Source organism: Microbacterium sp. P26 (genome assembly GCF_023712585.1).
Taxonomy (GTDB): Bacteria; Actinomycetota; Actinomycetes; order Actinomycetales; family Microbacteriaceae; genus Microbacterium; species Microbacterium algihabitans_A.
In genome coordinates this window covers 685,402-708,618 of sequence record NZ_JAMAXZ010000001.1, presented here as the reverse complement: position 1 = coordinate 708,618, position 23,217 = coordinate 685,402, and the positions used below count along the sequence as shown (strand labels likewise).

Below are 23,217 nucleotides of genomic sequence, written 5' to 3'. Positions count from 1 at the left end.
AAGTCCGTTGCAGGCTGACGTGCAGTTGTCAGCGAGTTGCAGTCTCGCGAGACTCGCGCTCGGCGGGAGGCCCCGCGCCCGGTGAGCGACCCGCGGCCGGTGAGCGACCCGCGGCCGGTGAGCGACCCGCGCCCGGTGGGGCGCCCCGCGTCAGCTCTTCGCGCCGCTGAGTGCGAGCGCGCCGCCGAGGCCGATCATCATGACCCCGCCGGTGCCCGAGAGGGTCGAGATGCGCTTCGGCGAGCGGGCGAACCAATTGCGGGCGGTTCCCGCGGCGAGGGCCCAGGCGCTGTCGCAGGCGAGGGCCATGATCTGGAACGTCAGTCCGAGCAACAGCAGTTGCAGCCACGCGGAGCCCGCGCGCGGGTCGACGAACTGCGGCAGCACGGCGACGAAGAACGCGATGGTCTTGGGGTTGGTGAGACCGACGATGAAGCCCTGGCGCAGGAGTGTCCACGACGAGGTCGGGCCGCTGACGGCCCCGGCGACGTGGGCGTGGCGGTGGCGGATCGCCTGGATCCCGAGCCACACCAAATAGATCGCCCCGACGATCTTGATCACCGTGAACGCGACGATCGACGAGGCGACGATCGCCCCGACCCCGAACGCCACGGCGATCACCGCGGGAACAGTTCCGAGGGCGTTGCCGACGACGCTCAGCACGCCCGCGCGACGGCCGAGCGCGATGGATCGCCCGATCACGAACAGCACGCTCGGACCGGGAATGACGATGATGACGACCGACGCGGCGATGAAGGCCACGAGGTTCTCGATCGGAGGCATGCGTGAACTGTACTGCCGTCGCGTTTCGGGGATCGCACGGGGGCGCGCCCGTAGACTCCGGCGAGGAGGTCGCATGTCTCGTCCTGTCATCGCCACCGAAGCGGGTTCGGTCGCCGGGTCGCGCGAGGGAAGCGTCGAGCGCTTCCTCGGCATCCCGTATGCCGCGCCGCCCGTCGGAGCTCGACGCTTCGCCCATCCCGCTCCGGTCGAGCCGTGGAGCGAGGTCCGTGAGGCTACGCGGTTCGGGCCGACCTCGCCGCAGTCGCCGTATCCCGGCGCGACCGGCGAGCTGTTGGCATCCGTCATCCTCCCCGGTGACGACATCCTCACCGTCAACGTCTGGAGACCGGCGGAGGCCAAGGGCGCCGCGGTCATGCTGTGGTTCCACGGCGGGGCGTTCGAGCGTGGCACCGCGGCGCTCAGCACCTACGACGGCACGCCTTTCGCCCGCGACGGCGTGGTCTTCGTGTCGGCCAACTACCGTCTCGGGGCAGAGGGCTTCTCGGCGTTGCCGGACGCCCCGGCCAACCTCGGTCTCGCCGACGCCGCGGAAGCATTGCGGTGGACCCATCGCAACATCGCCCGCTTCGGCGGCGACCCCACTCGCATCACGATCTTCGGCGAATCGGCCGGGGGAGCCGTCGTGGCGGCGCTGCTGAGCCGCCCGGACCTACGGCCCCTCGTCGCTGGAGCGATCATCCAGTCGGGTCCGCTCGATGCCGAGACCCCGCGCCGTTCGGCCCGCACGATCCGCAATATCGCGCGGGAGGCGAAGGTGGATGCCACGGCGAAAGCCCTGCGCGACGTCGCCCCCGAGCGGCTCGTCGCGGCCCGCGATCGGCTCGCGGCACGCTCCACGCCTTTGCGCGGCACCCCCGGCTTCACCGCCCGCCTCGACGCGGTCACCCTTCCCGAGTCTCCGCGCCGAGCCCTGGTCGGCGTCGGAATGCCCATCTTGATCGGGACGAACACCGACGAGTACCGCCTCTGGTACCCGCCGCAGGCTCTCGCGAAGCTGACGCGGCGAACGTACGCATTGGTCGCGCTCGCCAAGCGACTCCCACGAGGAGTGTGGGCGGCCTACCGGCGTGCTCTTCCCGACGCCTCGGCCGGCGAGATCATCGGCCAGGTGATCACCGACCTCATCCTTCGCGCTCCTGCCATCGAGGTCGCGCGGGCGCGCACGGCGCCCACCTTCGTCTACGAGTTCGCCTGGCAGAGTCCCGTGCGCGAACTCGGCGCGGCCCACGCCCTCGAGATCGGCTTCGCGTTCGACGCGCTGGACGACCCGGCGGGGCAGCGGATGACCGGCCTCGAGGCGCCCGCGGAACTCGCTCGACAGATGCACGGCGACTGGGTGCGTTTCGCGCAGACCGGCGACCCGGGGTGGGAGCCGTTCGGCGAGAGCGGGCGCGTGCGGCGCTACGACACGGTCTCGCGCGAGGTCGACCTTCCGCGGGCGCAGGTACTGGAGGCGCTGTCGCGCTGAGAGCGGAGGGGCGTGGGCGGTGGTGGCGCAGTCGCAGGCGTCGAGCGGGCTGCGCACGCTGTTCGCGAGCCGGGTGTTTGCGACTGCGGGGCCGAGTTTGATGCTCGGGATGAGTGGGAGGCCGGTCGAGACGATCGTCCGGTTGCGGCCGCCGAAGCCGAGGAACCCGGCGAAGAGCGACCACCGCAGGTTGTGGGCGGCGATGGCCTTGCGCTCGGGGTTCTCCTGTGTGGTGTGTTCGGGGTTCTCGTTGTCAATCCAGCGGCCGGGGCGGTGCTTTAGAGTGCTGTCCGCTGCGGGCGCGTGGGCGGTTTCGGGACGCGGATCGGTGTCGGTCGCGGAGTCCTCCGGCGATGCGGGGAGGTGCAGCGCCCTGCATGGGCGGGGCGTGCCGCCAGCGTAGGGAGGAGGGGTTACCCGGGACGGCGCGGTTGGGGGCGGGGAGGTAACGTTTGGCTCACGCTGGCCGGGGTTTGGAGAGATTGCCTGGTTGAGAAGTCGCGATCACCGCAAAACATGATTGCGGCACATCTCATCTGCGTCGCACGCGGACGTCGCAGCTTCGTTGTCTAGGCGATCTTAACCCTGAGGCTGACTATCCGACCGCTGGGTCGCCGCTGAACGGGAGTGGAATTAGCCGACGCTGAGAATCGCCACACGGTGGCGCGATTCTCAGCGATCAGGCTGACAAGCAGAGAGCACAAGGCGAAAATTTTCGGGCCGAGTGGCACGAGCGCTATGCGCACTCGGGGCGAGAGGCCATACACAAGACCCTCCAACCGCGTGAAGAGGTCGAACGGCTCCTGAATGGAGTACGAGATCTTCTTGCTCATGTATTCAGCGAGGAAGAAGTCATGGTTAGCCTTCTCGTTCATAGCATCGAAGCCTACGTCGCCATTCGTAGGAACGAAAGCGTACGCATTGGATACGTCCAGGAACTCAGCCGCCCCCAGGGCCATGCTTTCCTCGACACCCACCCCGATAATTGCGCTTAGTGGAAGTCCCGCGTCATCCGCCCAGGCGGAGAACGACGGGTGAACAGGTTCCGCTACCCGAATGGGGCCATCGTCGACTTCCCAAGCATCGCTCCTCGCGGGTGCGTACAGAAAATCCACACTCACTTCCTTTGAGCAGCTGTAGACTAGGGCATCTATGATCTCAGCGAGATGAACCCGCGTCAGGCTCGATATGTCAATACCGATGCGTGGCCTTGAGGAATCGAGTCCTTCGATCGCATCGACGAGGGCCGCCCCGAAATCGTCGCTCAGCGGCAAGATCTCGTACGATAGGCGTTCCAAGGCCAAACGATTTTCTTCGTAGCTGAGAGTGCTGACAGTGGGAAATGCAAATGCCAACCGAGTGTCGGAGTCTGGGCCATTCTCCGCAACGAAGCGTCCGCGTTCTTCGAACCCAAGAGCAACCACAAGGAGATCAACGTGCTTCTCGGCGATCGCGCTGGAGACAGTTATACTCCGGTTACTCATGTGAAAACAGCTCCAATTGCTCCGGGCGTGACGGCGAGAGCACAGCGCTAAGAGCGGCCGCACGCTCGAGCCTGAGCGGAAGTTGGTATCCCGTCGCAAGCAGATAGCTTAGGCGGAACCGCTTGCCTCGCATTGAGGTAAGGACTCCCGCGCTGTTTGAATCGGGTACGTAGACGATGGCACCCGTGTTCACTGCCATGCCTAATGCTTCAATGAGAGGTTCAGAAGCTGTCGAATCGACAATGAAAGTGCCGACTGGATCGGAAGTAAAGTCGTTAGCAATTATCTCTCGGCTGAAGGCGCGCCCGACTGTGTCCAGCAGTGGCAAGAGCCCCCTCTTCGCCTCCGTTGCAACCGGTGCCGGGATTGTGGAAAGTAGCGCCCTGAACCTATTTCGCGCGCGAGCGAGTTCGGCGGTCTGAAGCGAGGCTGGTATACGGCCCGGGCCGTTGTCCAGCAAAGCGTTCATCAGTCCGATAATCCAGCGCGGATTACCCTCTAGGACAGTCGCCACCGCGGTACCGCCGGCGTAAATATGTGGGTTCTTCCTAGTTCTGTACCGCTGCTGTCTTCCGCTCCCGGTTCTATCCGGCGCACGGAAGGTAAGTCGCGCGATAACCAGCGGAATGATTTTACGAAGATACTGTGCTCTGGCTTGACCCGTAGTGGCGAGTAGCTCATCGATACCGCCAGTCGCACGATCTACGAAACGCTTGAAGCTGAGATCTGACTCGTACAACTCGCGAACGAAAAAAGCTTGAACCTCTGTTATATCGTCCTTTGAGCGGGTTTCGTAGGAAACCTCGTCGTCATCATCAGGCAGGACTGCGTCGCCGAGCAAGGAGGTCAAGCTAGCTTCTTGATCGAAGCGCTCCCTCACAACTTCTTCCATGAGCGCATAGCTGAATCGGAGCGCCTCGGACTTGTGGCCATAACTGAGCCAGATCGGATCGTGGTCGTGTCCGGGCATGGCGGCTACCGCGGACATCATGTCGTCCAAGTCTGCGCTGTATGGAGCGAGAGCGAGCTTAAAAATGAGGCGGTCGTCAACCGATCGCATCGATGACACCAGGGACCGGCGTAGCTCCTCCGGGGCAAGTTCAAGTTCGTCGAACAATAGGCACCACCGCTGCCCGATAAACGCTGGGGCGATTGCTTCGATAGTGTCAAGCGTGGTCGTCAGCAGGGCTACCAGATCTGAGGAATCAGTAAGGGCCGGATCGTCCTCTCCGCCCTTTCCTCTGCGAAGCTCGTTTGCGAGACGTCCGAGGTCGACGATTCTCTGAGCGGCAGCGGCCCGAACACCCAGAAGGCTGGTCACCCTCAACTTCAGGTGCCAGATTTCAGCGATCGCCACTGCGATATCTGCTTCTTGATGTGCGTCGATGGAAATATCCGGCGCGTTCAGCCATGTCGCCGGGATACTGCGCGACAACCGATCGTGTAGAGCTACACAGAAGGCGCGCAAGACGGAAACTGCGAACGTTGACTCAAACAACCTAGCAACGACGTCCGAATCGAGTCCCCACTTCTCATACGCTTCGATTTGGCGACTCCAAGCGCTGCTGGAGGGGATGAAGACGCCAGTGAACTGAAGGCCGCCACCCAGTCGGAAACGTTTCACGCGAGACGACTCGTCGAGAGCCTCGGGCGTGAGCATTTTCAGCAGTGTGGTCTTGCCGCTGCCACGGGGACCAACCATCACTGTATGAGAGGGCTTGATAAGGAGTTTGAACGCATCAGGCGGTACGAAGGTTCGCGCGACAACGGTAGGGGTGCGGAATCGGGCATTCTCGGCAGCGGGAACTAGAGCCTGTGGGTCTATCATGCGCTGGTTCTTCCTACCTGGGCCGGTTGCCCTTGGATGCTCAGAACGTCAAGGTCATGGACTTGCTTGAGGTTCTTGATGAACGCTTTGAAGTCGGACGGCAAGGTGTAGGCGAGGTCGTCTATCTCCGACTCGAGTACTGTCCAAGAAAGGAACGGCTGAGCTTCCCGATCGAAAATTTCCCGAACCTTTTGAGCGAGTTGCGCACCTGTCGAATAGCCCCCAAACCCGCCTCTATGGGAAAGACCAGATCCTTCTTGGGCGGGCTCGAACCCGCGGGCGGGCACCCAGTCCCACGCGGTATATTTGCCGCGGATGGGATTCCCGGGCGCGGTGTCCTCGATTTCGAGAATGTAAAACTGATTGCGAGCGCTGTTTTGAATTTCATCCCACAGAACCGCTGAGAAGCTACCTGCCGAGAACACCACTGGTGAGCCGCGGCCCCCGCTCGCATAACTGATGTTTGGCCAGTGACGGTGGCCGTGAACGAGAAGCCAGTGACCATAGTCGCCGCATCCCAACAAATCGAGAAGAGCGGGTGCCTCAGCCATGTGGCTCTTGTCGCCCAGGTCGTAATTTCCGATCTGATAGAGCTGGTGATGCGTAACGAGAAGATTGATTCCGGGGTCGGAGGTGGCATCTAGTCTGCGCTTCAGGTACTCGCGAGTTCGCGCTGAAGCTCGACCGTGGCGCCACTCCTCGTCGTTACCATGATAGGCGCTACTGTTGAGGAGAACTGACCTAACGCCAGCCGATTCTTGAACCACCACATTGTTGGCCCAGTACTCATTGTTCAACGCCGCATCGTCGAAGGGGTAGTTGGGCAGGTTCTGAAGCATGCCCCGCGGGTCGTGTCCATTCCTGTGTCGGGAGTCCATATCGTGGTTTCCTGTTGCGGCCAGGAGATTTGGAGCTTTCAGCGATTGCTGGACCTGTTTTATGCGTCCCCAGGTGTACTGAATAGCCGCAGGAGTGGCCTTGTCGCCCATATCGCCGCCCGATATAAGCAGGTCGACCGATAGGCTCTCGCGTGCGATCAATTCACTGAGGGCGGTGAAGGGATTCTCCGCGGCGTTTTCGGCACTGGATATCTCCATATATGACGGTCGGTTCTCGGTCTCCTTCAGTCGCGCCGTTTCGTATGCGTGGACATCACTCAAAACCGCTATTCTAAGCATACTGGCTGCTAAAATTGTCCGCCAATATTTCCCCCAGCAGAACTGTTCTGCCCGCCACGGACCCAGAAACAGATCGGCGTCGGCTCACGTTAGTCACTTGCCACCTCGTCAACTCGGCCTCGAGTTCGGGCTCCTCGTTGAACGACAGCAATACTTGCGCTCCGATGCCGCTCAATCTCCGCAATTCCCTGGCCAATCTTGCGACGTCATCCGAACTACCAAATGACCCGTAACCGTATTCCCCATGAGTGGCGCGACCGTCGTTCCGATACGGTGGGTCTAGATAAACCAAGTCGCCCTCGGCCACGCTTCGTAGGCATTCGAGGTAGTCGCAGTTGAATATTTGCGTTCCCTGGAGGGCCAAACTGCAATCGTATAGCTGTTGCGGGGTTGGGAAGGCGCCAACGCGCGACCCTCTTGGGACGTTGAACTCTCCCTGGCGGTTTGTTCTGTACAAGCCGTTGAATGAGAAGCGGTTCAGATAGAGGAAGCGCGCAGCCCTGGAGGGTGCATCCAGCGACTCTTTTTTTAAGGATCGCACATCAAGGTAATCGCCGCCTTCGACATCGAATTTCTTGAGTTCCGATATCATCTGCGCCGGCGAATCGCGCAACTCGACGTAAAACTGGATCAGTTCAGGGTTGAAGTCTGAGAGGATCGCGGAAGAAGGCTCGACCTCGAAGAAGACGCAACCTGATCCAACGAATGGTTCGATGTATCGATTAAAGGAAGTCGGGAACCGACTCACTATGTCGGGGAGCAAGCTTCGTTTGCTCCCCACCCAACGTAACGGCGACTTTGCCATCGACTCCCACCCTGTTCGGCTACGCCTGAAGCGCTTCTGACGAGTCTGTCCGTAGCTAGCGGGTAGTGCAAATCTGGGACGCCTCATGATCGTGGGTTGTGCGATTTTACCGTTGTGGGGACGCTCTGTCTCCCGCCATGAGGAATGTTCTCCATCTGTGACAGCCCGGGGGCGATCGTGGCGTTCGTTGGCGTGAGACTTCGGATTCCGGCCATGTTGCCGTTGCGCGAAACATCGGTCTTCGTCTGTCCCCGGTTGACGCCTATCGGGTTCAATCGGAGAGAGCCATGTGCGGCTCAGCTCGGGCGGCCATCGAACGCAATCGCGTTGCCCAGAGGGAGTACGTATGGGCCGCGAATGGCTGAGTGAGCGAATGTCCGCTTTGGGGGAGCAGGGACTCTTGCGTGGCCTTCCTGCTGGGAGCGCTTTGCGTTATTACGCCCCACTACGCCCCAGATCGCCCACCTCCGCGGCATCCCGTAGCTTCATCACACCAACCACTCCGAAGGCAGGTGAAGCCATGTCCCGCACGATCTCGTCGACAGTCCACCCGATCCAGCGCTGCATGGCAGCCTCGAACCCGTCTGCGTGGTGGGACGGCCTCGTCATCGACGCCAACGGCTCGACCGCGACGGTCGCCCTGCTGAACGGCACGACGGTGCAGCTGCGGATCGTCGGCCCGGCCGTCGACATCGCGGTGGGGGAGCCGGTGGCGTACCACCCGGTCGCCGAACTGCTCAGCGCATCCGCGATCATCACGACCGCGCGCGCCGCATAGCCGAGCGGCCGCCGACGAAACGTCAGCGGCCGCGCGAAGAAGAGAACTCAGGCGGTCATCGAGGCCATCATGGCCTCGCACTTCATGACCATGTCGTCGCAAGCCATGGCGCAGTAGCGGCACATCTCGTCCATATCGCCGTGCGCGCGGCACTCGGCGGCGCACGCCTTGCCCATGGTCATGCAGGCGGTCATCATTGCGCTCATCACGTCCATGTTCATGCCGACCGGACGCATCATCATGTGCATCGTCGCCTGCGCCATCTCGACCATGTTCGAGCACATGGCGCAGCACGTGGCCATCTCGGCGCCGTGCATCATGTCGCTGCCGGCGCACATGGCCGCGGCCATCGCGCACGCGTTGAGGGACTGCATGCATTCCTGCATGGCATCCATGTCCATGGTCATCTCGCCCATGTCCATCGACTTCATCATCGCCATCGTGTCCATCTGGATCTCCCGTGTTCTCGTCGGTTCGGAGGGACCGGATGCCGCGGAGGGACTCCGGCGTATCGGCGATGCTACGCCGCGGGTGCCCATACCCGACAGGTCTCCGGCTGACTCTTAACCCCGTCTCGACTCGAGCAGCTCGTCCTCACCGCACCCCGCAGAAGCCGTACTGTGCGGGAGCAACGACTCTCGGAGGAGCAACGATGAGCATTGCCTTTCTGCTGACAACGCTGGTGGTGGTGGCTACGCCTGGCACCGGCGCCGTGTATTCGATCGCTGCGGGACTCTCGCGCGGAACGAAGGCCGGGATCATCGCCGCGTTCGGCTGCACGCTCGGTGTCGTCCCCCACATGATTGCGGCCATCACCGGTCTGGCGGCAATCCTGAACGCCTCCGCCATCGCCTTTCAGACGATCAAGTGGTTGGGCGTCGCCTACCTGCTCTATCTCGCCTGCCAGACCTTCCGCGACAAGTCATTGATCGATGTCGACGCGAGCGCGGAGCCCGTTTCGTTCTGGCGCGTGATTCGAACCGCCATCTTGATCAACCTGCTCAACCCGAAACTCACGATCTTCTTCTTCGCTTTCCTCCCGCAGTTCGTTCCCGCGGGCGAAGCCAACGGCACCTGGCACATGGTGTGGCTCAGCCTCATCTTCATGGCGCTGACGTTCGTCGTGTTCGCGCTCTACGGCGTCTTCGCCGCGACCATGCGCAATCAGGTCATTACGCGCCCGAAGGTCATGGCGTGGCTGCGCCGCACCTTCGCCGCCACATACGTCTTGCTCGCCGGTCGCCTCGCGCTCGAGAGTCGCTGAGGCCAAGGGAACGTCAATGACCCTCGACCGATCAGTCACCGGCCCTGGCTGCGGACCCCGCTTATCGGGGCCGGACGCCGACCGACCTCAGCTCGAGTCCCGCAAGGCGATTCATCACCTCGGCGTCTCCCCGTCGCCACGCTGTGACCGCGTCGGGGGCGACCTTCGTGATGGCTCCGACCTTTTGATTGGTGAGGGCGCGCAGTGCCAGCAGATCGGTGGTGACGCCGGCGCGGATGAGGTCGCGGGTGCGCGTGGCGCGCATGGCGAAGCGGAGTCGCGGGAGGAGCCAGATCAGAAGGATGAGCAGGATCGGGAGGGCCGCGACGCCGACACCGAGCGCGATCGCCGCCTGGCGAACGAGGTCTTGCTGGGTTTGACCGACGGCCGCGAGCGTGTCGCCCGCCGAGCTCGCCGTGGCGAACGGGGCGCTGATCCCCTCGCCGATGAGGGGTACACCGCCCAGGCGGGTGCCGACGTCGGTCATCGATGCCCGGAAATCGAGGCCGGTGCTCTGGATCTGGCGGCCCAGCTGCGAGAACTGGTCGACGGTGGCAAAGACGGCGACTCCCGCCGAGACGCTGAGCGCGATGAGCGCGAGGGCGACCACGTCGGCGGTCATCTGACGGGCACGCTGCGCGGCGAAGTCGGAATACAGTTTCACGTCGTCACTCTGGCACGCGAGGTGCGGGGGAGCAGGGAACCCGCGACCGGAGTCCGTGCTCAGTCGCCCGGCTCAGCGGCATCCGGGCTCTCTGCGATGCGGCGGAAACGCGGACCGGAATATCCGTCGCGTTCGACGTGCTCGGTGAACATCGCGATCGGGCGCACCCAGAACGAGTGGTCGCCGTAGAGCGTGCGGTACGACACGAAAACCTCTTCGGTCTCGGAGTGCCTCGCCGTGCCGAACACCTCGTAGCGCATGCCCTTGAAGTGCTCGTAGACGCCGGGTTCGATCTCGACCGGCGCCGCGTCGTCGGGCGTCACCGCAGCGCGGCCTCGGTCGCGGAGTCGGGGGCTCCGTCGGTGCGTGCCTGCAGGTATTCGCAGAGTTTGCCCGTCGTGTACAGCTCCTCGCCGAGGGCGATGAGGTTGCCGCCCGAGAGGGGGAACTCGCCGGAGCGCTCCGAGAGCGCCGCCGTCCATGTGCGCTCGCAGTCGACGTTCAACGAGATCGACGCGGGACCGTGATTGAGGTGGATCGCGACCATGCCCGAGTTGAGGTGCTCGGGGTCTTCCTGACGGAGCACGTGCACGGTTGCGTGGGCGACGCTGTCGTGCTTCTCGTAGTCGGTGACCCACTCGAAGATCTCGTCGTACGTGGGGCGAGCGGCGCAGGTCATATGTCGAGCCTAGACGGCGGGCCTTCCGCGCGGTTGCCGGGCGTCGATCCGCCGCTCAGACGCCGCGCGTCTCGCCGTTGACCGCGTCGGCGATGGCCGGGGCGATCTCCGCGGAGTTCCCGACCCCCTCGCTCGAGTTGAGGGAAAGCGCCGCGGTTCCTGAAGATACGAAGATGCCGCCGTAGGCGTCGCTCAACTTTCCCCAAGCCGCGAGTGTGTCGGCGTCGGGGAAGACGTTGATACCGGCTTCGTAGCCGTTGATGGTGATGTCGAACCGCGCCTTTGCGCCTGAGGCGCCCACCTCGGCGCGCACTGGCTCGGAGTGCTCGATGCCCAGCCGATCGAGTGCACCGACGAAGGTGTCCACGGCGACTTGGATGTCCGACACGGGCGCTTCGCTAGGCGCTTCCGGGGTCGGGGTGGGCGTGACCGTCGGAGTGACCGTGACGGTCACCGCCGGGGCGGCCTCCGCTTGCTCCGGCTGGGAGGACGAGCACCCTGCAGCGGCGAGAGCCGCACCAATGGTTGCTGCGGCGAGGAAAAGGCGGGCGCGTGACATCGAGGCTCTTTCGGTGCAAGCGGAGCTGGTCATGAACGGACGATCTTCACGCCGCGCGAAGCGTGTGACGTCACCGGTAGCGGACGACGGCCTCGCGGATGGCGTCGGCGTGCTCGTAGATCTCGTCGAGCTCGTCGATGGCGTGCCGGGTTTCGACCTTCTGCTCATCCAGGAGACCGAGATACTTCTGCCGTCCGTTGAAATGCAGACGCGCGATCGGCTTGCGGTTGTTGTCGTCGAGGAGCACGGCGAAGTAGCTCTTCGCGTCGCGGTGGGTCACACGGTGCGGCTTGGTCTCTCCGCATGCGATGGCCTTGACGATCTGGTAGCCCTCGAGCTCCTCGAGCGTCGTCTCGATCTCGGTGTCGCGTTCCAGGTCCGCCTGCGTGGCGGGCTCGCTCGAAACCGTCGCGGTGGTTTCCGCTGCCACCGGGATTGCGACGCCGGCACCGGCTCCGAGTGCCGTCTTCAGACGGTCGTTGACGCTCTCGGTGAGGAACTGACGCGATGCCTTGGTCACGAGTGAGGTGAACTGCTCGCGAACCTTTGCGGTGTACGAGCCGTCGTAGACCCGCTGCGTGAAGAACTTGATCCATTCATCGCTCGGCTCGCGGAACTGCCCTGCAATCTCGCGCTTGAGAGCGCCGACGTACTTGAGTTCCTCAGCTGCGCTGATGATCGAATCCAGATCGAAGCTATCTTTACTGAGCTTCTGGACCTCGGGGATCAGCGTGTCGTCGATGTCGAGCAGGTCCAGAACAAGGAACGGCTTGGCATCCATCTTGTTCGGGGCGTCGAGGTCGGTGAAGAATTGCCAGATCACTCCGTTTGTCAGAGCGGCGATACGGGCATTCGTCGTAGCGAAATACCGGAAGAGCTGCGAGGCGTGTTCGATCTTGGGAGCGCCGGTCGAAGCCTTGCACTCGATGAGGATCTGAACCTCGGCGTCACGCATGATCGCGTAATCGACCTTCTCGCCCTTTTTGATTCCCACGTCGGCGGTGAACTCGGGGACGACCTCGAGCGGATCGAACACGTCGTATCCCAGAATGCTCGAGATGAAGGGCATGACGAAAGCGTTCTTCGTCGCCTCCTCAGTGCCGATTGCGGACGCCTGATTGCTCACCTTGGTTGCGAGCGCGGCGAGGCGGTCTTGAAACTCCATCGGTCCCCCATGCTGAAGAAATGCTTGACCGATCGTCACACGCGGGCACTTCTCATTGCGTGGAGGAGTGGGCGTAGTTTTCGCAATCCGGCCCGACAGTTCCATTCCGGTAGAGAACGTTGGCATCCGGTTATCGACCGCGCCGGGGCGAGCGTCTCGGAGCTTGGGACGAGCAGCGCCCCTGCCGTCTCTTTCTCGCAGGAACGGGAGCGGGTATCGTCGGCGGTCCCACGCACCGCGGCGACACGGGAGGCCACGCATGGGCGCATTCGGATGGATCGAGTACGTGTTCTGGGCCGCCATCGCGGTCGGCATCGTCGTGCGACTCACGATCGCGCTGGTTCGCCGGCGGCGAGGGCGCGAGGCAATGCGTTCCGCGCTGCGTCCGCTGATGGACGCTGGAGCGGCGGAGTCCGCGGCCTACGGATGGACGCCGTCCACCTCGACGGACCTTCCCGCCGTCTACGGATCCGTTCTGACGGGGGAGGGCGACGACGGCCGCCCGCGCGACCTGCCGGATCGCCGGGCATGACCCTGCCGCGCGAGGGTCACCGCGTGAGCTGATCGCGGGAGGCCACGGCATCCGCCCCCTGTCGTTCATGCGGCGGAATGTGGCATGCATCGTGCGGCGGCGGCGTCGCGGGGTTTGTAGCGTCGGGTGGATGATCGTGCGCGTTTCCGAAGCCCACTTGCGGGACGGCGTCGAGGACGAGTTCGTCGAGCGGCTGGTCGAGCTCGTGTCGTCATTTCCGTCGCGGTATCCGGGAATGTTGCGGCACGAGGTGCTGGTCGACGACGGGGACGCGCGACGCGTTCAATACGTCAGCGTCTGGGCCGACGAGGTCGCGCTCGAAGGCTACGCGGGGCCGGAATGGCGCAGGAGCCCGGTGACGTTCCCCGACGAGGAGCGGTTCTTGTCGCGCCCGCTCGAGTTGCGGCACTTCGTGTCCGTCGGCATCGAACGCGTATGAGGCCATGCGCTTTCCGCCGGGCTCTGTTCTGAATGCGGGCGCGGTCGCGAGGAGTGCTGCTTGCTCATTATGTGAGGGGTCGGAATTCACCCGCGCCCCTGGGTGGCGGTAGGAAGTCGGGGCCCTACTCTGCACCCCATGTCGCTCCGATCAGACCGTCCGCGCCGCCCCCGAAACGACATCGTCTCGGCGCAGGTGTGGACGGCCGTCTATCGGTACTCAGCACTTCATTCGATGATCGGCGTCTGCGCAGGAGGGTGGCTGCTTCTGCGTTTCATCTCGATCTCCGCGGTTGACGGCTGGGGCTTCGGGCCCGATATACCGCTCGCGGCCGTTCTCGTGTGCCTGTGGGCCGCCGGCGTTTTCGTGCTCTTGAACCCGCCCACGTCTGTCGTTGCCGACGTGGGCGTTGGGCGGCGACCGGTGGGCGTTCTTTCGACCCTCGGACGTCGCTTTCGCTTCTGGAATGTCATCTCAGCGCCGATCAGCGGTCTTCTCCTCGTGTTCCTCGCGTGGCCGCTGATAGAGGTGCTTACCGAACCGGAACCGGCACCCTGAATGCCATCGCTCATCGCTCCGTACTCCGTTGGGTTCGTCGTTGTCGCGACCCTCGCCGCCCGCATCGGGCGGTGGGGAGCGGAGCTCACACCCGACGTCCTGATCACTCACGGGTTCTTTCTTGATCGCCGTTACGCGAGAGATGACGTCAGGGCCGTAACGAGCGCTCGAGTCACGGGGGTGCATGAATGGCTGCTCGGAATGCTGATGAACCGTCCCGCGGCGGAATTCTTCGCGCTTCGAGTGCACCTGCAATCAGGAAAGACGAAAGTCCTCTTCGCCTCGCACTCAACGGAGTACGACATTCAGAAGGCGGCGCGCATCGTCAACGCCTGGTTAGCGCCAGTGGTCGAGATCTCGCCGGATCCGTCCACCGCCCGAAACATCGATCCACCATCATCGACTGCATGACCGACTCAATCGACGCGACCGACCTCGCCCACCTCCGCCGCGCCATCGACCTGTCGGTCGCGGCGCGCGAGCACGGCAATCACCCGTTCGGTGCGCTGCTCGTCACGGGCGAGGGTCGCGTGATCGAGGCCGAGAACACCGTGCTCACCGACCGCGACGTCACGGGTCACGCGGAGACGAACCTCGTTCGACGGGTGTGGAAGGAGGTGGATGCCGCTGAGCTGTCGGCATCCACTCTGTTCACGTCGTGCGAACCCTGCGCGATGTGCTGCGGGGCGATCTTCTGGGCGGGCATCGGCCGCGTCGTGTACGCCCTGTCGGGTACCGGACTCATCGACATCGCCGGGGGAGAAGACGACGGCGCCGCCCTGGACCTCCCCTCGCGAGACGTCTTCGCGCACGGCGGGCGGGCGATCGCGGTATCGGGGCCGCACCTCGAGGACGAGGCGGCGGAAACGCACCGCGGGTTCTGGGGCTGAGCAGGGCGGGAACCTTCGCGGGCGTCAGTCGGGGTCTGGTTGGGCCGAGTAGCGAGACATCAGTTCTCGCTCCATCTCGATGATCATGCGCCGGTAGAGGACCACGTACCAGGCGACAGACGCGAGCATGCTGATCGACATAGCCACCACTCCCCAGAGAAATGGGTAACGCGTGGCCAGCAGTACGAAGGGGAGTCCGGAGATCACTGCGTAACAGGTGAGGACCACGGTCCAGGCGACGATCTCACCGCGCGGCGAGAACAGGACGCGCTCGCGGAGCAGCGTGGGAGTGGCGAGCTTCCGGCGCGTCACGATCGGATACGCGACGGCGATGCTCGAACTGAGGACGAGCAGCAGCACCTCTGTGGCGCCCCACTGGTCTTCATTCACCCGCGACAACCTAGTGCCTGCGGCGACCCCGACGAAGGTCCGCCCCTCACTTCTGTGCGGGCTGAGACCATCGCTTATGCGCAGACTGCGGACGTTGCCCTTGTGGGTTCTCGCCCCGATTTACTTCGTCGTCCTCGGCGGTGTCTATTTCGCGAGCGGGCAGGTGGCCACCCCGGATCGGCCTTATGCGGTGGGCCTTATCGGAGCGGTCATCTTCGGCGCAGGGATGACGGTGGCGTTCATCTTCTTCACCAGACGTGCGCGACGCGACGCCGGCGGGGCCGGTGAATTGGAGCGCATCAGGCAGGCGCTGAAAGCGGAACGGCTTCCTGACCACATCGATGTGGTCGCATGGCGGTCCATCATCGAACGGCATCATCAGCAGCTTCAGCGCGCACTATGGCTGAATCCGGTCGTCTTCGGATTGTTCACCCTTGTCGCGCTCTCACTCACGTTTACTCGAAGTCCGTACTGGAGCCTGGCTGCGGCATTCTTCATCCTGATGCTCGTCGTTTCCGTCGTCACCACCCCGCGCAGCCTGCGCAAGAACGCGGTCATCCGCGAGGAGCTCGCGAGACGCGAAGAGATCGCCGAGGGGACCGACTTGCGGCCAGGCGAGGCTCGCGCTGTCGCGCACGTCGACGACGACCCCGCCCCCGCGCCGTCCTCGCCCTAGGCTCGCGGAATGGGGGATGACGACGACCGTCGACGGCGGCGCGACACCGCTGCACCGATGACCGCCCACTGGCCCGACATCATCCGCGGCGCCGGCCACGCGTGGCTGGTGTTCATGGTCGTGCTCCTCGCCGCCGTCGCCGTGACCGCGGGGCTCGAATTCAGCGGCGATGCGGCGGGCAGCCCATTCACCCCCGCGTCGGTACTGGGCGCCTCGCTGTTGTGGACGGCTCTGATCGGCGGGGGCGTCTCGCTGCTCGTCACAGCCGTCGGGATGCCGCTCGCCTGGCTGTGCGCGCGGGCGCTGCGGCGCCGGCGATCGATGGCTTTCCACGCGGCGGCGTGGGCCGTGTTCGGTCTGCTCGTGGGGCCCGCGACGATCGCGGTGTTCTGCGCCGCATCGGGTGACGCGTACCTGCTGACGACGCCGTTCGCGCCGGCGAGTGCGGCAGCGACCGGCATCAGCGTGCTCTACGGGTGGTGGCGCGCCTCGCGGCGGGTGCGGCGGGCGATCGCTTCGAGCGATCCGCGGGCGCCGATCGGTCTCGACCGCGCGTTCGCCGACGACTGACTCAGGCTCCGCGATCTCCCCGCGCGGGGCCCCGGCGCAGGCCTCACGCCACGGCGCGGATGACGCCCGTGATGATCAGCGTGATCACCGTCGTCCACAGCACGATCGCCGCAGCCTGCCAGGCGATCACGCGCAGCGGGGGCACGCCGGTCGAGGTGAGGGCGGCGGCCGTGAACTGCGTCGGAAGCAGCAGGGGACCGAGCAGGCTCACGCCGGGGGTTCCGTAGCGGTGGTAGGCCTTCTCGAACTTCTCGCGGCGCGCGGTCGGGGGCTTCGCGGCGGCTCCGCGGCGGGTGGTGACGGCGGTGCGCACGCGCGAGGTGGCGAGCACGACGACGGCGACGCAGATGAGGTTGCCCACGGCGCCGGCGATCGCGGCGACGACGGGGTGGATACCGCCGATGATGCCGATCGCGGCGGCTCCCTCGCCCTCGATGAAGGGCACGGCGCCGGCCAGGGCGACGATGAGCGGCTGGACGAACTCGGGCACATCGGAGACGAGGCCCTGGAAACCGAGGATGAGATCGCTGACGGGGTTCGACATGAGTTCTCCTGGGGGATGAGTCCGCGGCGTGTTCCGCGGTGATTCCATCCCATCGATCCGCGCCGTTCTGCGGCAGTGTCGCGGTGTCATGACTGCGCGGGAGGATGCGACGGGCCACCCGTGACGAATGTCACGGCCGTACAGTGGCCGGGGTGAGCACCTCCACCGCCACCTACGCCCGCGACGTGCGCGTCACCTGGTGGTACACGGCGTCGTCGATCCTGTTCCTCCATCTGTTCGCGGCTCTCATCTGGTCGCTCGCCGTCTTCGTCGACGGCACCGTGCCGGCATTCGTGCTCAACCTCATCGGGGTGGCCGGGTCATTGGCATCCGGTGTTCTGTTGCTCATCCGCTACCGCCGTGAGCCGCTCGACGATGGCGACGACGCGATCCGCCGTCGTGCGTGGCCGTTCGTCGCTCTCGGCATCGTCTCGGCGGTGCTCATGGGCGTCAGTGCCGGATCGCTGTTGCTCGGCGTCGGCTTCACCGCCCAGGCGATGTGTCTCGTGCGCTGGAGGCACGGCATCCGGCTGCGTCTGGTCGTGCTGCTGCTCGCCGTGATCGCGGCGGCCTGGTTCGTGGATGCCACGCGCATCCACCCCGCGGGATACGAGGTCAGCGGCTTCGCCCTGCCGCTGTTCGTCGCGATGCTCGCGCCCCTGACCGCGACCTCGCTCTGGTGGTGGGACATCGTGCGCGAACTCGACCGCGCTCGCCGCGCCGAGGGACGTCTCGCCGCCGCGCAAGAGCGCCTGCGCCTCGCCGGCGACCTGCACGACCTGCAGGGCCACCACCTGCAGGTGATCGCGCTGCAGCTCGAGCTCGCCGAGAAGATGATGGGGAGGGATCCGGATGCCGCCGTCGAACAGGTTCGCGCGGCTCGCGCGAGCGTCGACGAAGCCCGTCGCGGCACGCGCGATCTGGCCGCGCGCTTCCGCGGAGTGCCCCTTCCCGACGAACTCGCCAACGCCGCCGACCTGTTGCGAGCGGCGGGGCTGACCGTCGATCTGCTGGTGGACACCGAGGCCGATCGGGCGCCGGCCGATGTGCTCGGACCGGTCGTCCGAGAGTCCACGACGAATGTGCTCAAGCACGGCGGCGGGGTCTCGGCCTCGCTCTCGCTCGCCCGACACGAGGGCGCCTGGGTGCTGGTCGTCGAGAACGACTCGCGCGGTGCCGCCTCACCCGTCGGCGATGGGGCGGGGCTGTCGGGCATCGCCGAACGCGTGGGATCGGTGGGAGGGACGGTGGATGCCACACGGCTCGGCGACCGCTTCCGCGTGACGGTTCGCGTGCCCGAGGAGGTTCCCGCATGATCCGCGTGCTCATCGCCGACGACGAAGACATGATCCGCACCGCGCTCGCCGCGTTGCTGCGCCTGGAGGACGACCTCGAGGTCGTGGCCGAGTGCCGCGACGGCGAGAGCGCCGTGACCGAGGCGCAGCGGCTGAAGCCCGACGTGTGCCTGCTCGATCTCGAGATGCCCGGGCTCGACGGGGTCGACACGGCCGCCAAGATCCTGCGAAGCGTGGCCTCGCGCTGCGTGATCGTCACGCGCCACGCGCGACCCGGAGTGCTGCGGCGCGCGCTCGGTGCGGGAGTCGACGGGTTCCTGCCCAAATCGAGGCCCGCGGATGACGTGGCGGCGGTGATCCGCGAGGTCGCGGCCGGGCGGCGCTACGTCGACCCCGAGATCGCCGCCGACGCGCTGAGCGACGAGCGCAGCCCCCTCACCGACCGCGAGCTCGACGTGCTGCGCGCGGGAGCCCGGGGGGAGACGGTCGCCGAGATCGCGGCATCCCTTCACCTGTCGGCGGGGACGGTGCGGAACCACGTGTCGTCGGTGCTCGGCAAGCTCGGGCTCGCGAGCAGGCAGCAGGCCACGATCCACGCGCGCGAGCGGGGATGGATCTGATGGACGACGAGCTGGCGCCGATCGAGTTCATGTTCCCCGGGCCCGGTCGCGACCGCATCGTCGCGGTGATCCGCGCGGGAGAGAAGACGGCGACGAGCTCGCTGGAGCGGGAGTACGCCGACGCCGGTGACCCGCTGCCCGCCGTCGGCGAGCGTGGCGTGGTGATCGGCTCCCTCGGTGAGCCGGTGTGCGTCATCGAGACGACCGCGGTCGAGGTCGTGGCCCTGCGGGACGTTCCCCTCGCCCACGCCCTGGCCGAGGGGGAGGGGTACGCGTCGGTCGCGCAGTGGCGCGAGGGTCACGTGCGGTTCTGGACGTCGGATGGCATGCGCGACGAGCTGGGAGCGGACTTCGCCATCGACGACGACACCCGGGTGGTGCTGGAGCGGTTCGTGGTCGTGGGCTGACGCCCGCGGTCAGTCGACGACCGCGGCGACCGCCTCGATCTCGACCAGCTGGTCGTCGTAGCCGAGGACGGTGACGCCCATCAGCGTGCTCGGCACGTCGTGGTCGCCGAACGCGTCGCGCACGACCTCCCAGGCCGTGACGAGATCGGCTTGGCGAGCGGATGCCACGAGCACGCGCGTGCTGATCACGTCGGTGATCGTCGCCCCGGCCTCGCACAGGGCGATCGTCATGTTCTCGATGCAGCTCGCGGCCTGCGCGGCGTAGTCACCGACGCCGGCGGTCGAGCCGTCGGCGTTCATTGGGCACGAGCCGGCAAGGAAGATGAGGCGGGCGTTCGCCGGAGCGGTGGCGGCGTAGGCGTACTCGGCGGCATCCGACAGCGATGCGGAACGGATGAGGGTCACGGCGGAGGGCATGGTTCGAGGCTCCCGGGGGTGGCGATGTCGGAGGTCCTCGCCAGACTAGGCGCATGCCCCTCTTCGACCACGTGAGTGTCAGCGTCTCCGACGTCGATCGCGCGATCGCGCAGTTCGATCCGATCCTCACCGCTCTCGGGCTCGAGCGCACCGATGGCGGCAACGGGGCCTCGTGGTACACCGAGGGCGAGACCGAGTTCATCGTGCTGCCGGCCCGAGACACGGCATCCGGCCCCCACGAACACGGGCGGGTCGGGTGGCAGCACCTCGCGTTCGCCGTCGCCTCGCGCGCCGAGGTCGACCGCATGCACGCCCTGGCGCTGGATGCCGGGTGGACGGCCGTGCGCGAACCCAAGGAGTACCCCCGGTTCACGCCGACGTACTACGCGTCGTTCGTCGAAGACGCCGACGGCATCCGCATCGAATTCATGCACAACCCCGGGTGAGCGGCATCCGTCAAGCTCTGCCTCCCGCCCGCCGGCGTCGCTACGGTCGGAGGTATGGCGGACAACGCAGCGGGGGACGCGGGGCTGGCGCGGTACGTGATCATCGGGGTGGTTGTCGGCATCATCGCCGGGCCGCTGATCGGACTGCTCGTGCCCTCGATCGGGGTCGGGTTCGGCGTCTCGATCGGACTGTTCCTCGGGATCATCGGCGCGGTCATCGCGTGGTTCGTGATGCGTCCGAAGAAGTGAGTCGGCGCCCCGGGTGCCGTCGCTGTCACCGTGAGTTCTGCGTTCTGCCGGCCACGGCGGCATCCGGCAACTCCCTCCCATCGAAGGGGCAAGCGTCGGGGGTCTCCAGCCCCGTCTAGTAGGGTTGTCGACTGGCGAAGATCTCTTGATATCGAGAGAGTTCGCCTCCTCCCACCACCGATCGCCAGCGAAGGATTGTCCGTGGATCTCTACGAGTACCAGGCGCGAGACCTGTTCGAAAAGTACGAGGTGCCGGTGCTCGCCGGCATCATCGCCGACACCCCTGAGGAGGCGAAGGCGGCCGCGGAGAAGCTCGGCGGTGTCGTCGTCGTCAAGGCTCAGGTCAAGACCGGAGGCCGCGGCAAGGCCGGCGGCGTGAAGGTCGCGAAGAACCCCGACGAGGCGTTCGAGGCGGCCCAGGCCATCCTCGGCCTCGACATCAAGGGTCACGTCGTCAAGCGCGTCATGGTCGCCGCCGGCGCCCGCATCGCCAAGGAGTTCTACTTCTCGGTGCTGCTCGACCGCGCCAACCGCTCCTACCTCTCGCTCTCGAGCGTCGAGGGCGGCATGGAGATCGAAGAGCTCGCCGTCGAGCGTCCCGAGGCGCTCGCGCGCATCGAGGTCGACCCGATCGAGGGCATCACGCCCGAGAAGGCCCTCGAGATCGCCAAGGCCGCGAAGTTCGACGACGAGCTGGCCCCCAAGGTGGCCGACGTGTTCGTCAAGCTCTTCAACGTCTACAAGGGCGAGGACGCCACGCTCGTCGAGGTGAACCCCCTCATCCAGAGCGAAGACGGCGACATCATCGCCCTCGACGGCAAGGTCTCGCTCGACGAGAACGCCGGCTTCCGGCACCCCGACCACGAGGCGCTCGAAGACAAGGACGCCGCCGACCCGCTCGAGGCCAAGGCCAAGCAGCACGACCTCAACTACGTCAAGCTCGACGGTCAGGTCGGCATCATCGGCAACGGCGCGGGCCTGGTCATGTCGACCCTCGACGTCGTCGCGTACGCCGGTGAGAAGCACAACGGCGTCAAGCCCGCCAACTTCCTCGACATCGGCGGCGGCGCCTCGGCGACCGTGATGGCCGCCGGCCTCGACGTCATCCTCGGCGACGAGCAGGTCAAGAGCGTCTTCGTCAACGTCTTCGGTGGCATCACCTCGTGCGTCGCCGTGGCCGAGGGCATCGTCAAGGCCCTCGAGATCCTCGGTGACACCGCCACCAAGCCTCTCGTCGTGCGCCTCGACGGCAACCAGGTCGAAGAGGGTCGCCAGATCCTCGCCGCCGCCAACCACCCGCTCGTCACCCTCGCCGCCGGTATGGACGAGGGCGCCGACAAGGCCGCCGAACTGGCCAACGCCTAACCCTTCGACAAGCTCAGGGACCGGATAAAGAGAACATGTCTATCTACCTCAATAAGGACTCCAAGGTCATCGTCCAGGGCATCACCGGCGGTGAGGGCACCAAGCACACCGCCCTCATGCTCAAGGCCGGCACCCAGGTCGTCGGTGGCGTGAACGCCCGCAAGGCCGGCACCACGGTCTCGCACAAGGACGCGTCGGGCAACGACGTCGAGCTGCCCGTCTTCGCGTCGGTCGAAGAGGCCATCCGCGAGACCGGCGCCGACGTGTCGATCGCGTTCGTGCCCCCGGCCTTCACGAAGGACGCGATGGTCGAGGCCATCGATGCCGAGATCCCCCTGCTCGTCGTGATCACCGAGGGCGTTCCCGTCGGCGACACCGCCGAGGCATGGGCGTACTCGAAGGCCAAGGGCGAGAAGACCCGCATCATCGGCCCGAACTGCCCCGGCATCATCACGCCCGGCGAGGCGCTCGTGGGCATCACGCCCGCGAATATCACCGGCAAGGGACCCATCGGCCTCGTGTCGAAGTCGGGCACCCTGACCTACCAGATGATGTTCGAGCTGCGCGACCTCGGTTTCTCGACCGCCATCGGCATCGGCGGCGACCCGGTCATCGGCACCACGCACATCGACGCCCTTGCGGCGTTCGAGGCCGACCCCGAGACCAAGGCCATCGTCATGATCGGTGAGATCGGTGGAGACGCCGAAGAGCGCGCCGCCGACTTCATCAAGGCCCACGTGACCAAGCCGGTCGTCGGCTACGTCGCCGGCTTCACCGCTCCCGAGGGTAAGACCATGGGCCACGCCGGCGCCATCGTCTCCGGCTCGGCCGGTACCGCCCAGGCGAAGAAGGAGGCCCTCGAGGCCGCCGGCGTCAAGGTCGGCAAGACGCCGTCCGAGGCTGCCGCCCTGATGCGCGAGATCATCGAGAGCCTGTAAGCAGCACTCTCTTCGGGGCCCGGATGCCATGGCATCCGGGCCCTTTCGCGTGTTCGGCGTATGCGGGCCGGGCGGTTGCGCGTCGGGCGGCGGCGCGGACCGCGTGAGGACGCACTCGGTCGCCGAGGACGTATCGGATGGGCGGCAAACGGGTGCGGTCTGAGCACACGGGTGCGGCTTCGGTGCGGCGGGGCGGTTGCCGCGC

At 65.7% G+C, this 23,217-nt stretch carries 31 protein-coding genes; 17 read left to right on the top strand and 14 right to left on the bottom strand.

Features of this window, described 5'->3' with window-relative positions:
• Positions 1-150: 150 nt before the first annotated feature.
• Positions 151-783, bottom strand: a complete 633-nt coding sequence (locus M3667_RS03315; protein WP_251504867.1) for a LysE family translocator — start codon at positions 781-783, stop codon at positions 151-153.
• Positions 784-856: 73 nt separating this feature from the next.
• On the opposite strand from M3667_RS03315, the gene M3667_RS03310 reads away from it, so the two are divergent.
• On the top strand, positions 857-2,272 hold the full coding sequence (locus M3667_RS03310; protein ID WP_251504864.1) for a carboxylesterase/lipase family protein: 1,416 nt from the start codon (positions 857-859) through the stop codon (positions 2,270-2,272).
• A 569-nt stretch (positions 2,273-2,841) separates the two neighbouring features.
• Here M3667_RS03310 and M3667_RS03305 read toward each other — a convergent pair.
• From M3667_RS03305 to M3667_RS03290, 4 genes are read right to left on the bottom strand one after another with little or no spacing between them, the layout of a single operon-like run.
• Complete coding sequence (locus M3667_RS03305) at positions 2,842-3,756, bottom strand: hypothetical protein (RefSeq protein ID WP_251504861.1); 915 nt, start codon at positions 3,754-3,756, stop codon at positions 2,842-2,844.
• Positions 3,749-5,584 (bottom strand): hypothetical protein, encoded by a 1,836-nt coding sequence (locus M3667_RS03300; RefSeq protein WP_251504858.1) that lies wholly within the window; start codon positions 5,582-5,584, stop codon positions 3,749-3,751. Before M3667_RS03300 ends, M3667_RS03305 begins: the two co-directional genes overlap by 8 nt.
• Positions 5,581-6,744, bottom strand: coding sequence for a metallophosphoesterase (locus M3667_RS03295; protein ID WP_251504855.1), 1,164 nt, complete (start codon positions 6,742-6,744; stop codon positions 5,581-5,583). Before M3667_RS03295 ends, M3667_RS03300 begins: the two co-directional genes overlap by 4 nt.
• Before the next feature lie 10 nt (positions 6,745-6,754).
• Entirely contained in the window at positions 6,755-7,567 is an 813-nt protein-coding gene (locus M3667_RS03290) for a Dam family site-specific DNA-(adenine-N6)-methyltransferase (RefSeq protein WP_251504852.1), read from the bottom strand.
• 520 nt (positions 7,568-8,087) lie between these two features.
• Here M3667_RS03290 and M3667_RS03285 point away from each other — a divergent pair.
• Positions 8,088-8,345, top strand: coding sequence for a nuclease (locus tag M3667_RS03285; RefSeq protein WP_251504849.1), 258 nt, complete (start codon positions 8,088-8,090; stop codon positions 8,343-8,345).
• 47 nt (positions 8,346-8,392) lie between these two features.
• Here the strand turns inward: M3667_RS03285 and M3667_RS03280 are convergent, their stop codons facing one another.
• Complete coding sequence (locus tag M3667_RS03280) at positions 8,393-8,794, bottom strand: aldehyde dehydrogenase (RefSeq protein ID WP_251504846.1); 402 nt, start codon at positions 8,792-8,794, stop codon at positions 8,393-8,395.
• Positions 8,795-8,997: 203 nt separating this feature from the next.
• Between M3667_RS03280 and M3667_RS03275 the strand changes: the two genes are divergently transcribed.
• Positions 8,998-9,609, top strand: coding sequence for a LysE family translocator (locus tag M3667_RS03275; protein WP_251504843.1), 612 nt, complete (start codon positions 8,998-9,000; stop codon positions 9,607-9,609).
• 61 nt (positions 9,610-9,670) lie between these two features.
• Here M3667_RS03275 and M3667_RS03270 read toward each other — a convergent pair whose 3' ends face one another.
• From M3667_RS03270 to M3667_RS03250, 5 genes are all read right to left on the bottom strand, one after another.
• Entirely contained in the window at positions 9,671-10,273 is a 603-nt protein-coding gene (locus M3667_RS03270; protein WP_251504838.1) for a hypothetical protein, read from the bottom strand.
• 59 nt (positions 10,274-10,332) lie between these two features.
• Positions 10,333-10,596: a DUF1653 domain-containing protein gene (locus tag M3667_RS03265; RefSeq protein WP_251504835.1), complete on the bottom strand. Its 264-nt coding sequence runs from the start codon at positions 10,594-10,596 to the stop codon at positions 10,333-10,335.
• Positions 10,593-10,952 carry a hypothetical protein gene (locus M3667_RS03260; protein ID WP_251504832.1) on the bottom strand — a complete coding sequence of 120 codons (360 nt, stop codon included), beginning with the start codon at positions 10,950-10,952 and terminating at the stop codon, positions 10,593-10,595. Before M3667_RS03260 ends, M3667_RS03265 begins: the two co-directional genes overlap by 4 nt.
• A 55-nt stretch (positions 10,953-11,007) precedes the next feature.
• Positions 11,008-11,511, bottom strand: coding sequence for a hypothetical protein (locus M3667_RS03255; RefSeq protein ID WP_251504830.1), 504 nt, complete (start codon positions 11,509-11,511; stop codon positions 11,008-11,010).
• A 70-nt stretch (positions 11,512-11,581) separates the two neighbouring features.
• A complete protein-coding gene (locus M3667_RS03250) occupies positions 11,582-12,676 on the bottom strand; it encodes a type I restriction enzyme HsdR N-terminal domain-containing protein (protein ID WP_251505071.1) in 1,095 nt (364 codons plus the stop codon).
• A gap of 259 nt (positions 12,677-12,935) precedes the next feature.
• Here M3667_RS03250 and M3667_RS03245 point away from each other — a divergent pair, with 259 nt between their 5' ends.
• The 5 genes from M3667_RS03245 to M3667_RS03225 all read left to right on the top strand — a co-directional run bounded on the left by M3667_RS03245 (position 12,936) and on the right by M3667_RS03225 (position 15,095).
• Positions 12,936-13,208 (top strand): hypothetical protein, encoded by a 273-nt coding sequence (locus M3667_RS03245; RefSeq protein WP_251504827.1) that lies wholly within the window; start codon positions 12,936-12,938, stop codon positions 13,206-13,208.
• A gap of 130 nt (positions 13,209-13,338) precedes the next feature.
• The gene (locus M3667_RS03240; protein WP_251504823.1) at positions 13,339-13,647 is read left to right on the top strand and encodes a putative quinol monooxygenase; all 309 of its coding nucleotides are present in this window, start codon (positions 13,339-13,341) and stop codon (positions 13,645-13,647) included.
• Positions 13,648-13,785: 138 nt separating this feature from the next.
• Positions 13,786-14,205 (top strand): hypothetical protein, encoded by a 420-nt coding sequence (locus M3667_RS03235; RefSeq protein WP_251504820.1) that lies wholly within the window; start codon positions 13,786-13,788, stop codon positions 14,203-14,205.
• Between the two features lie 180 nt (positions 14,206-14,385).
• Entirely contained in the window at positions 14,386-14,616 is a 231-nt protein-coding gene (locus M3667_RS03230) for a hypothetical protein (RefSeq protein ID WP_251504817.1), read from the top strand.
• On the top strand, positions 14,613-15,095 hold the full coding sequence (locus tag M3667_RS03225; protein WP_251504813.1) for a nucleoside deaminase: 483 nt from the start codon (positions 14,613-14,615) through the stop codon (positions 15,093-15,095). The genes M3667_RS03230 and M3667_RS03225 overlap by 4 nt, the downstream gene beginning before the upstream one ends.
• A gap of 24 nt (positions 15,096-15,119) precedes the next feature.
• Here the strand turns inward: M3667_RS03225 and M3667_RS03220 are convergent, their stop codons facing one another.
• Entirely contained in the window at positions 15,120-15,485 is a 366-nt protein-coding gene (locus tag M3667_RS03220) for a hypothetical protein (protein ID WP_251504811.1), read from the bottom strand.
• A gap of 100 nt (positions 15,486-15,585) precedes the next feature.
• Here M3667_RS03220 and M3667_RS03215 point away from each other — a divergent pair, with 100 nt between their 5' ends.
• Complete coding sequence (locus tag M3667_RS03215) at positions 15,586-16,161, top strand: hypothetical protein (protein ID WP_251504808.1); 576 nt, start codon at positions 15,586-15,588, stop codon at positions 16,159-16,161.
• A gap of 9 nt (positions 16,162-16,170) precedes the next feature.
• Complete coding sequence (locus tag M3667_RS03210; protein ID WP_251504806.1) at positions 16,171-16,731, top strand: hypothetical protein; 561 nt, start codon at positions 16,171-16,173, stop codon at positions 16,729-16,731.
• Between the two features lie 43 nt (positions 16,732-16,774).
• On the opposite strand, the gene M3667_RS03205 is transcribed toward M3667_RS03210, so the two are convergent.
• On the bottom strand, positions 16,775-17,275 hold the full coding sequence (locus M3667_RS03205; RefSeq protein WP_251504804.1) for a small multidrug efflux protein: 501 nt from the start codon (positions 17,273-17,275) through the stop codon (positions 16,775-16,777).
• Between the two features lie 152 nt (positions 17,276-17,427).
• On the opposite strand from M3667_RS03205, the gene M3667_RS16950 reads away from it, so the two are divergent.
• Genes M3667_RS16950 through M3667_RS03190 form a run of 3 tightly spaced genes read left to right on the top strand, consistent with a single transcriptional unit; the run spans position 17,428 to position 19,597 of the window.
• Complete coding sequence (locus M3667_RS16950) at positions 17,428-18,591, top strand: histidine kinase (RefSeq protein ID WP_251504801.1); 1,164 nt, start codon at positions 17,428-17,430, stop codon at positions 18,589-18,591.
• A complete protein-coding gene (locus M3667_RS03195; RefSeq protein WP_154096107.1) occupies positions 18,588-19,190 on the top strand; it encodes a DNA-binding response regulator in 603 nt (200 codons plus the stop codon). Before M3667_RS16950 ends, M3667_RS03195 begins: the two co-directional genes overlap by 4 nt.
• Positions 19,190-19,597 (top strand): ASCH domain-containing protein, encoded by a 408-nt coding sequence (locus M3667_RS03190; protein ID WP_251504799.1) that lies wholly within the window; start codon positions 19,190-19,192, stop codon positions 19,595-19,597. The genes M3667_RS03195 and M3667_RS03190 overlap by 1 nt, the downstream gene beginning before the upstream one ends.
• Positions 19,598-19,606: 9 nt before the next feature.
• Here M3667_RS03190 and M3667_RS03185 read toward each other — a convergent pair whose 3' ends face one another.
• Positions 19,607-20,014: a RidA family protein gene (locus M3667_RS03185; protein ID WP_251504797.1), complete on the bottom strand. Its 408-nt coding sequence runs from the start codon at positions 20,012-20,014 to the stop codon at positions 19,607-19,609.
• 53 nt (positions 20,015-20,067) lie between these two features.
• Here M3667_RS03185 and M3667_RS03180 point away from each other — a divergent pair, with 53 nt between their 5' ends.
• The 4 genes from M3667_RS03180 to sucD all read left to right on the top strand — a co-directional run bounded on the left by M3667_RS03180 (position 20,068) and on the right by sucD (position 23,012).
• Positions 20,068-20,460 (top strand): VOC family protein, encoded by a 393-nt coding sequence (locus tag M3667_RS03180; protein WP_251504795.1) that lies wholly within the window; start codon positions 20,068-20,070, stop codon positions 20,458-20,460.
• A 54-nt stretch (positions 20,461-20,514) separates the two neighbouring features.
• Positions 20,515-20,709, top strand: a complete 195-nt coding sequence (locus tag M3667_RS03175) for a hypothetical protein (RefSeq protein ID WP_251504793.1) — start codon at positions 20,515-20,517, stop codon at positions 20,707-20,709.
• A gap of 201 nt (positions 20,710-20,910) precedes the next feature.
• On the top strand, positions 20,911-22,074 hold the full coding sequence (gene sucC / locus M3667_RS03170; protein ID WP_251504791.1) for an ADP-forming succinate--CoA ligase subunit beta: 1,164 nt from the start codon (positions 20,911-20,913) through the stop codon (positions 22,072-22,074).
• Between the two features lie 35 nt (positions 22,075-22,109).
• Complete coding sequence (sucD, locus tag M3667_RS03165) at positions 22,110-23,012, top strand: succinate--CoA ligase subunit alpha (RefSeq protein WP_251504789.1); 903 nt, start codon at positions 22,110-22,112, stop codon at positions 23,010-23,012.
• Positions 23,013-23,217: the final 205 nt, after the last annotated feature.

Coding starts and splice junctions, on each gene's coding strand:
- M3667_RS03175 (WP_251504793.1), top strand. CDS start 20,515: ATGGCGGACAACGCAGCGGGGGACGCGGGGCTGGCGCGGTACGTGATC.
- M3667_RS03315 (WP_251504867.1), bottom strand. CDS start 783: ATGCCTCCGATCGAGAACCTCGTGGCCTTCATCGCCGCGTCGGTCGTC.
- M3667_RS03275 (WP_251504843.1), top strand. CDS start 8,998: ATGAGCATTGCCTTTCTGCTGACAACGCTGGTGGTGGTGGCTACGCCT.
- M3667_RS03185 (WP_251504797.1), bottom strand. CDS start 20,014: ATGCCCTCCGCCGTGACCCTCATCCGTTCCGCATCGCTGTCGGATGCC.
- M3667_RS03245 (WP_251504827.1), top strand. CDS start 12,936: ATGGGCGCATTCGGATGGATCGAGTACGTGTTCTGGGCCGCCATCGCG.
- M3667_RS03280 (WP_251504846.1), bottom strand. CDS start 8,794: ATGGACACGATGGCGATGATGAAGTCGATGGACATGGGCGAGATGACC.
- M3667_RS03260 (WP_251504832.1), bottom strand. CDS start 10,952: ATGACCTGCGCCGCTCGCCCCACGTACGACGAGATCTTCGAGTGGGTC.
- M3667_RS03285 (WP_251504849.1), top strand. CDS start 8,088: ATGTCCCGCACGATCTCGTCGACAGTCCACCCGATCCAGCGCTGCATG.
- M3667_RS03210 (WP_251504806.1), top strand. CDS start 16,171: ATGGGGGATGACGACGACCGTCGACGGCGGCGCGACACCGCTGCACCG.
- M3667_RS03300 (WP_251504858.1), bottom strand. CDS start 5,584: ATGATAGACCCACAGGCTCTAGTTCCCGCTGCCGAGAATGCCCGATTC.
- M3667_RS03235 (WP_251504820.1), top strand. CDS start 13,786: ATGTCGCTCCGATCAGACCGTCCGCGCCGCCCCCGAAACGACATCGTC.
- M3667_RS03180 (WP_251504795.1), top strand. CDS start 20,068: ATGCCCCTCTTCGACCACGTGAGTGTCAGCGTCTCCGACGTCGATCGC.
- M3667_RS03250 (WP_251505071.1), bottom strand. CDS start 12,676: ATGGAGTTTCAAGACCGCCTCGCCGCGCTCGCAACCAAGGTGAGCAAT.
- M3667_RS03190 (WP_251504799.1), top strand. CDS start 19,190: ATGGACGACGAGCTGGCGCCGATCGAGTTCATGTTCCCCGGGCCCGGT.
- M3667_RS03255 (WP_251504830.1), bottom strand. CDS start 11,511: ATGTCACGCGCCCGCCTTTTCCTCGCCGCAGCAACCATTGGTGCGGCT.
- M3667_RS03205 (WP_251504804.1), bottom strand. CDS start 17,275: ATGTCGAACCCCGTCAGCGATCTCATCCTCGGTTTCCAGGGCCTCGTC.
- M3667_RS03195 (WP_154096107.1), top strand. CDS start 18,588: ATGATCCGCGTGCTCATCGCCGACGACGAAGACATGATCCGCACCGCG.
- M3667_RS03305 (WP_251504861.1), bottom strand. CDS start 3,756: ATGAGTAACCGGAGTATAACTGTCTCCAGCGCGATCGCCGAGAAGCAC.
- sucD (WP_251504789.1), top strand. CDS start 22,110: ATGTCTATCTACCTCAATAAGGACTCCAAGGTCATCGTCCAGGGCATC.
- M3667_RS03225 (WP_251504813.1), top strand. CDS start 14,613: ATGACCGACTCAATCGACGCGACCGACCTCGCCCACCTCCGCCGCGCC.
- M3667_RS03290 (WP_251504852.1), bottom strand. CDS start 7,567: ATGGCAAAGTCGCCGTTACGTTGGGTGGGGAGCAAACGAAGCTTGCTC.
- M3667_RS03240 (WP_251504823.1), top strand. CDS start 13,339: ATGATCGTGCGCGTTTCCGAAGCCCACTTGCGGGACGGCGTCGAGGAC.
- M3667_RS03310 (WP_251504864.1), top strand. CDS start 857: ATGTCTCGTCCTGTCATCGCCACCGAAGCGGGTTCGGTCGCCGGGTCG.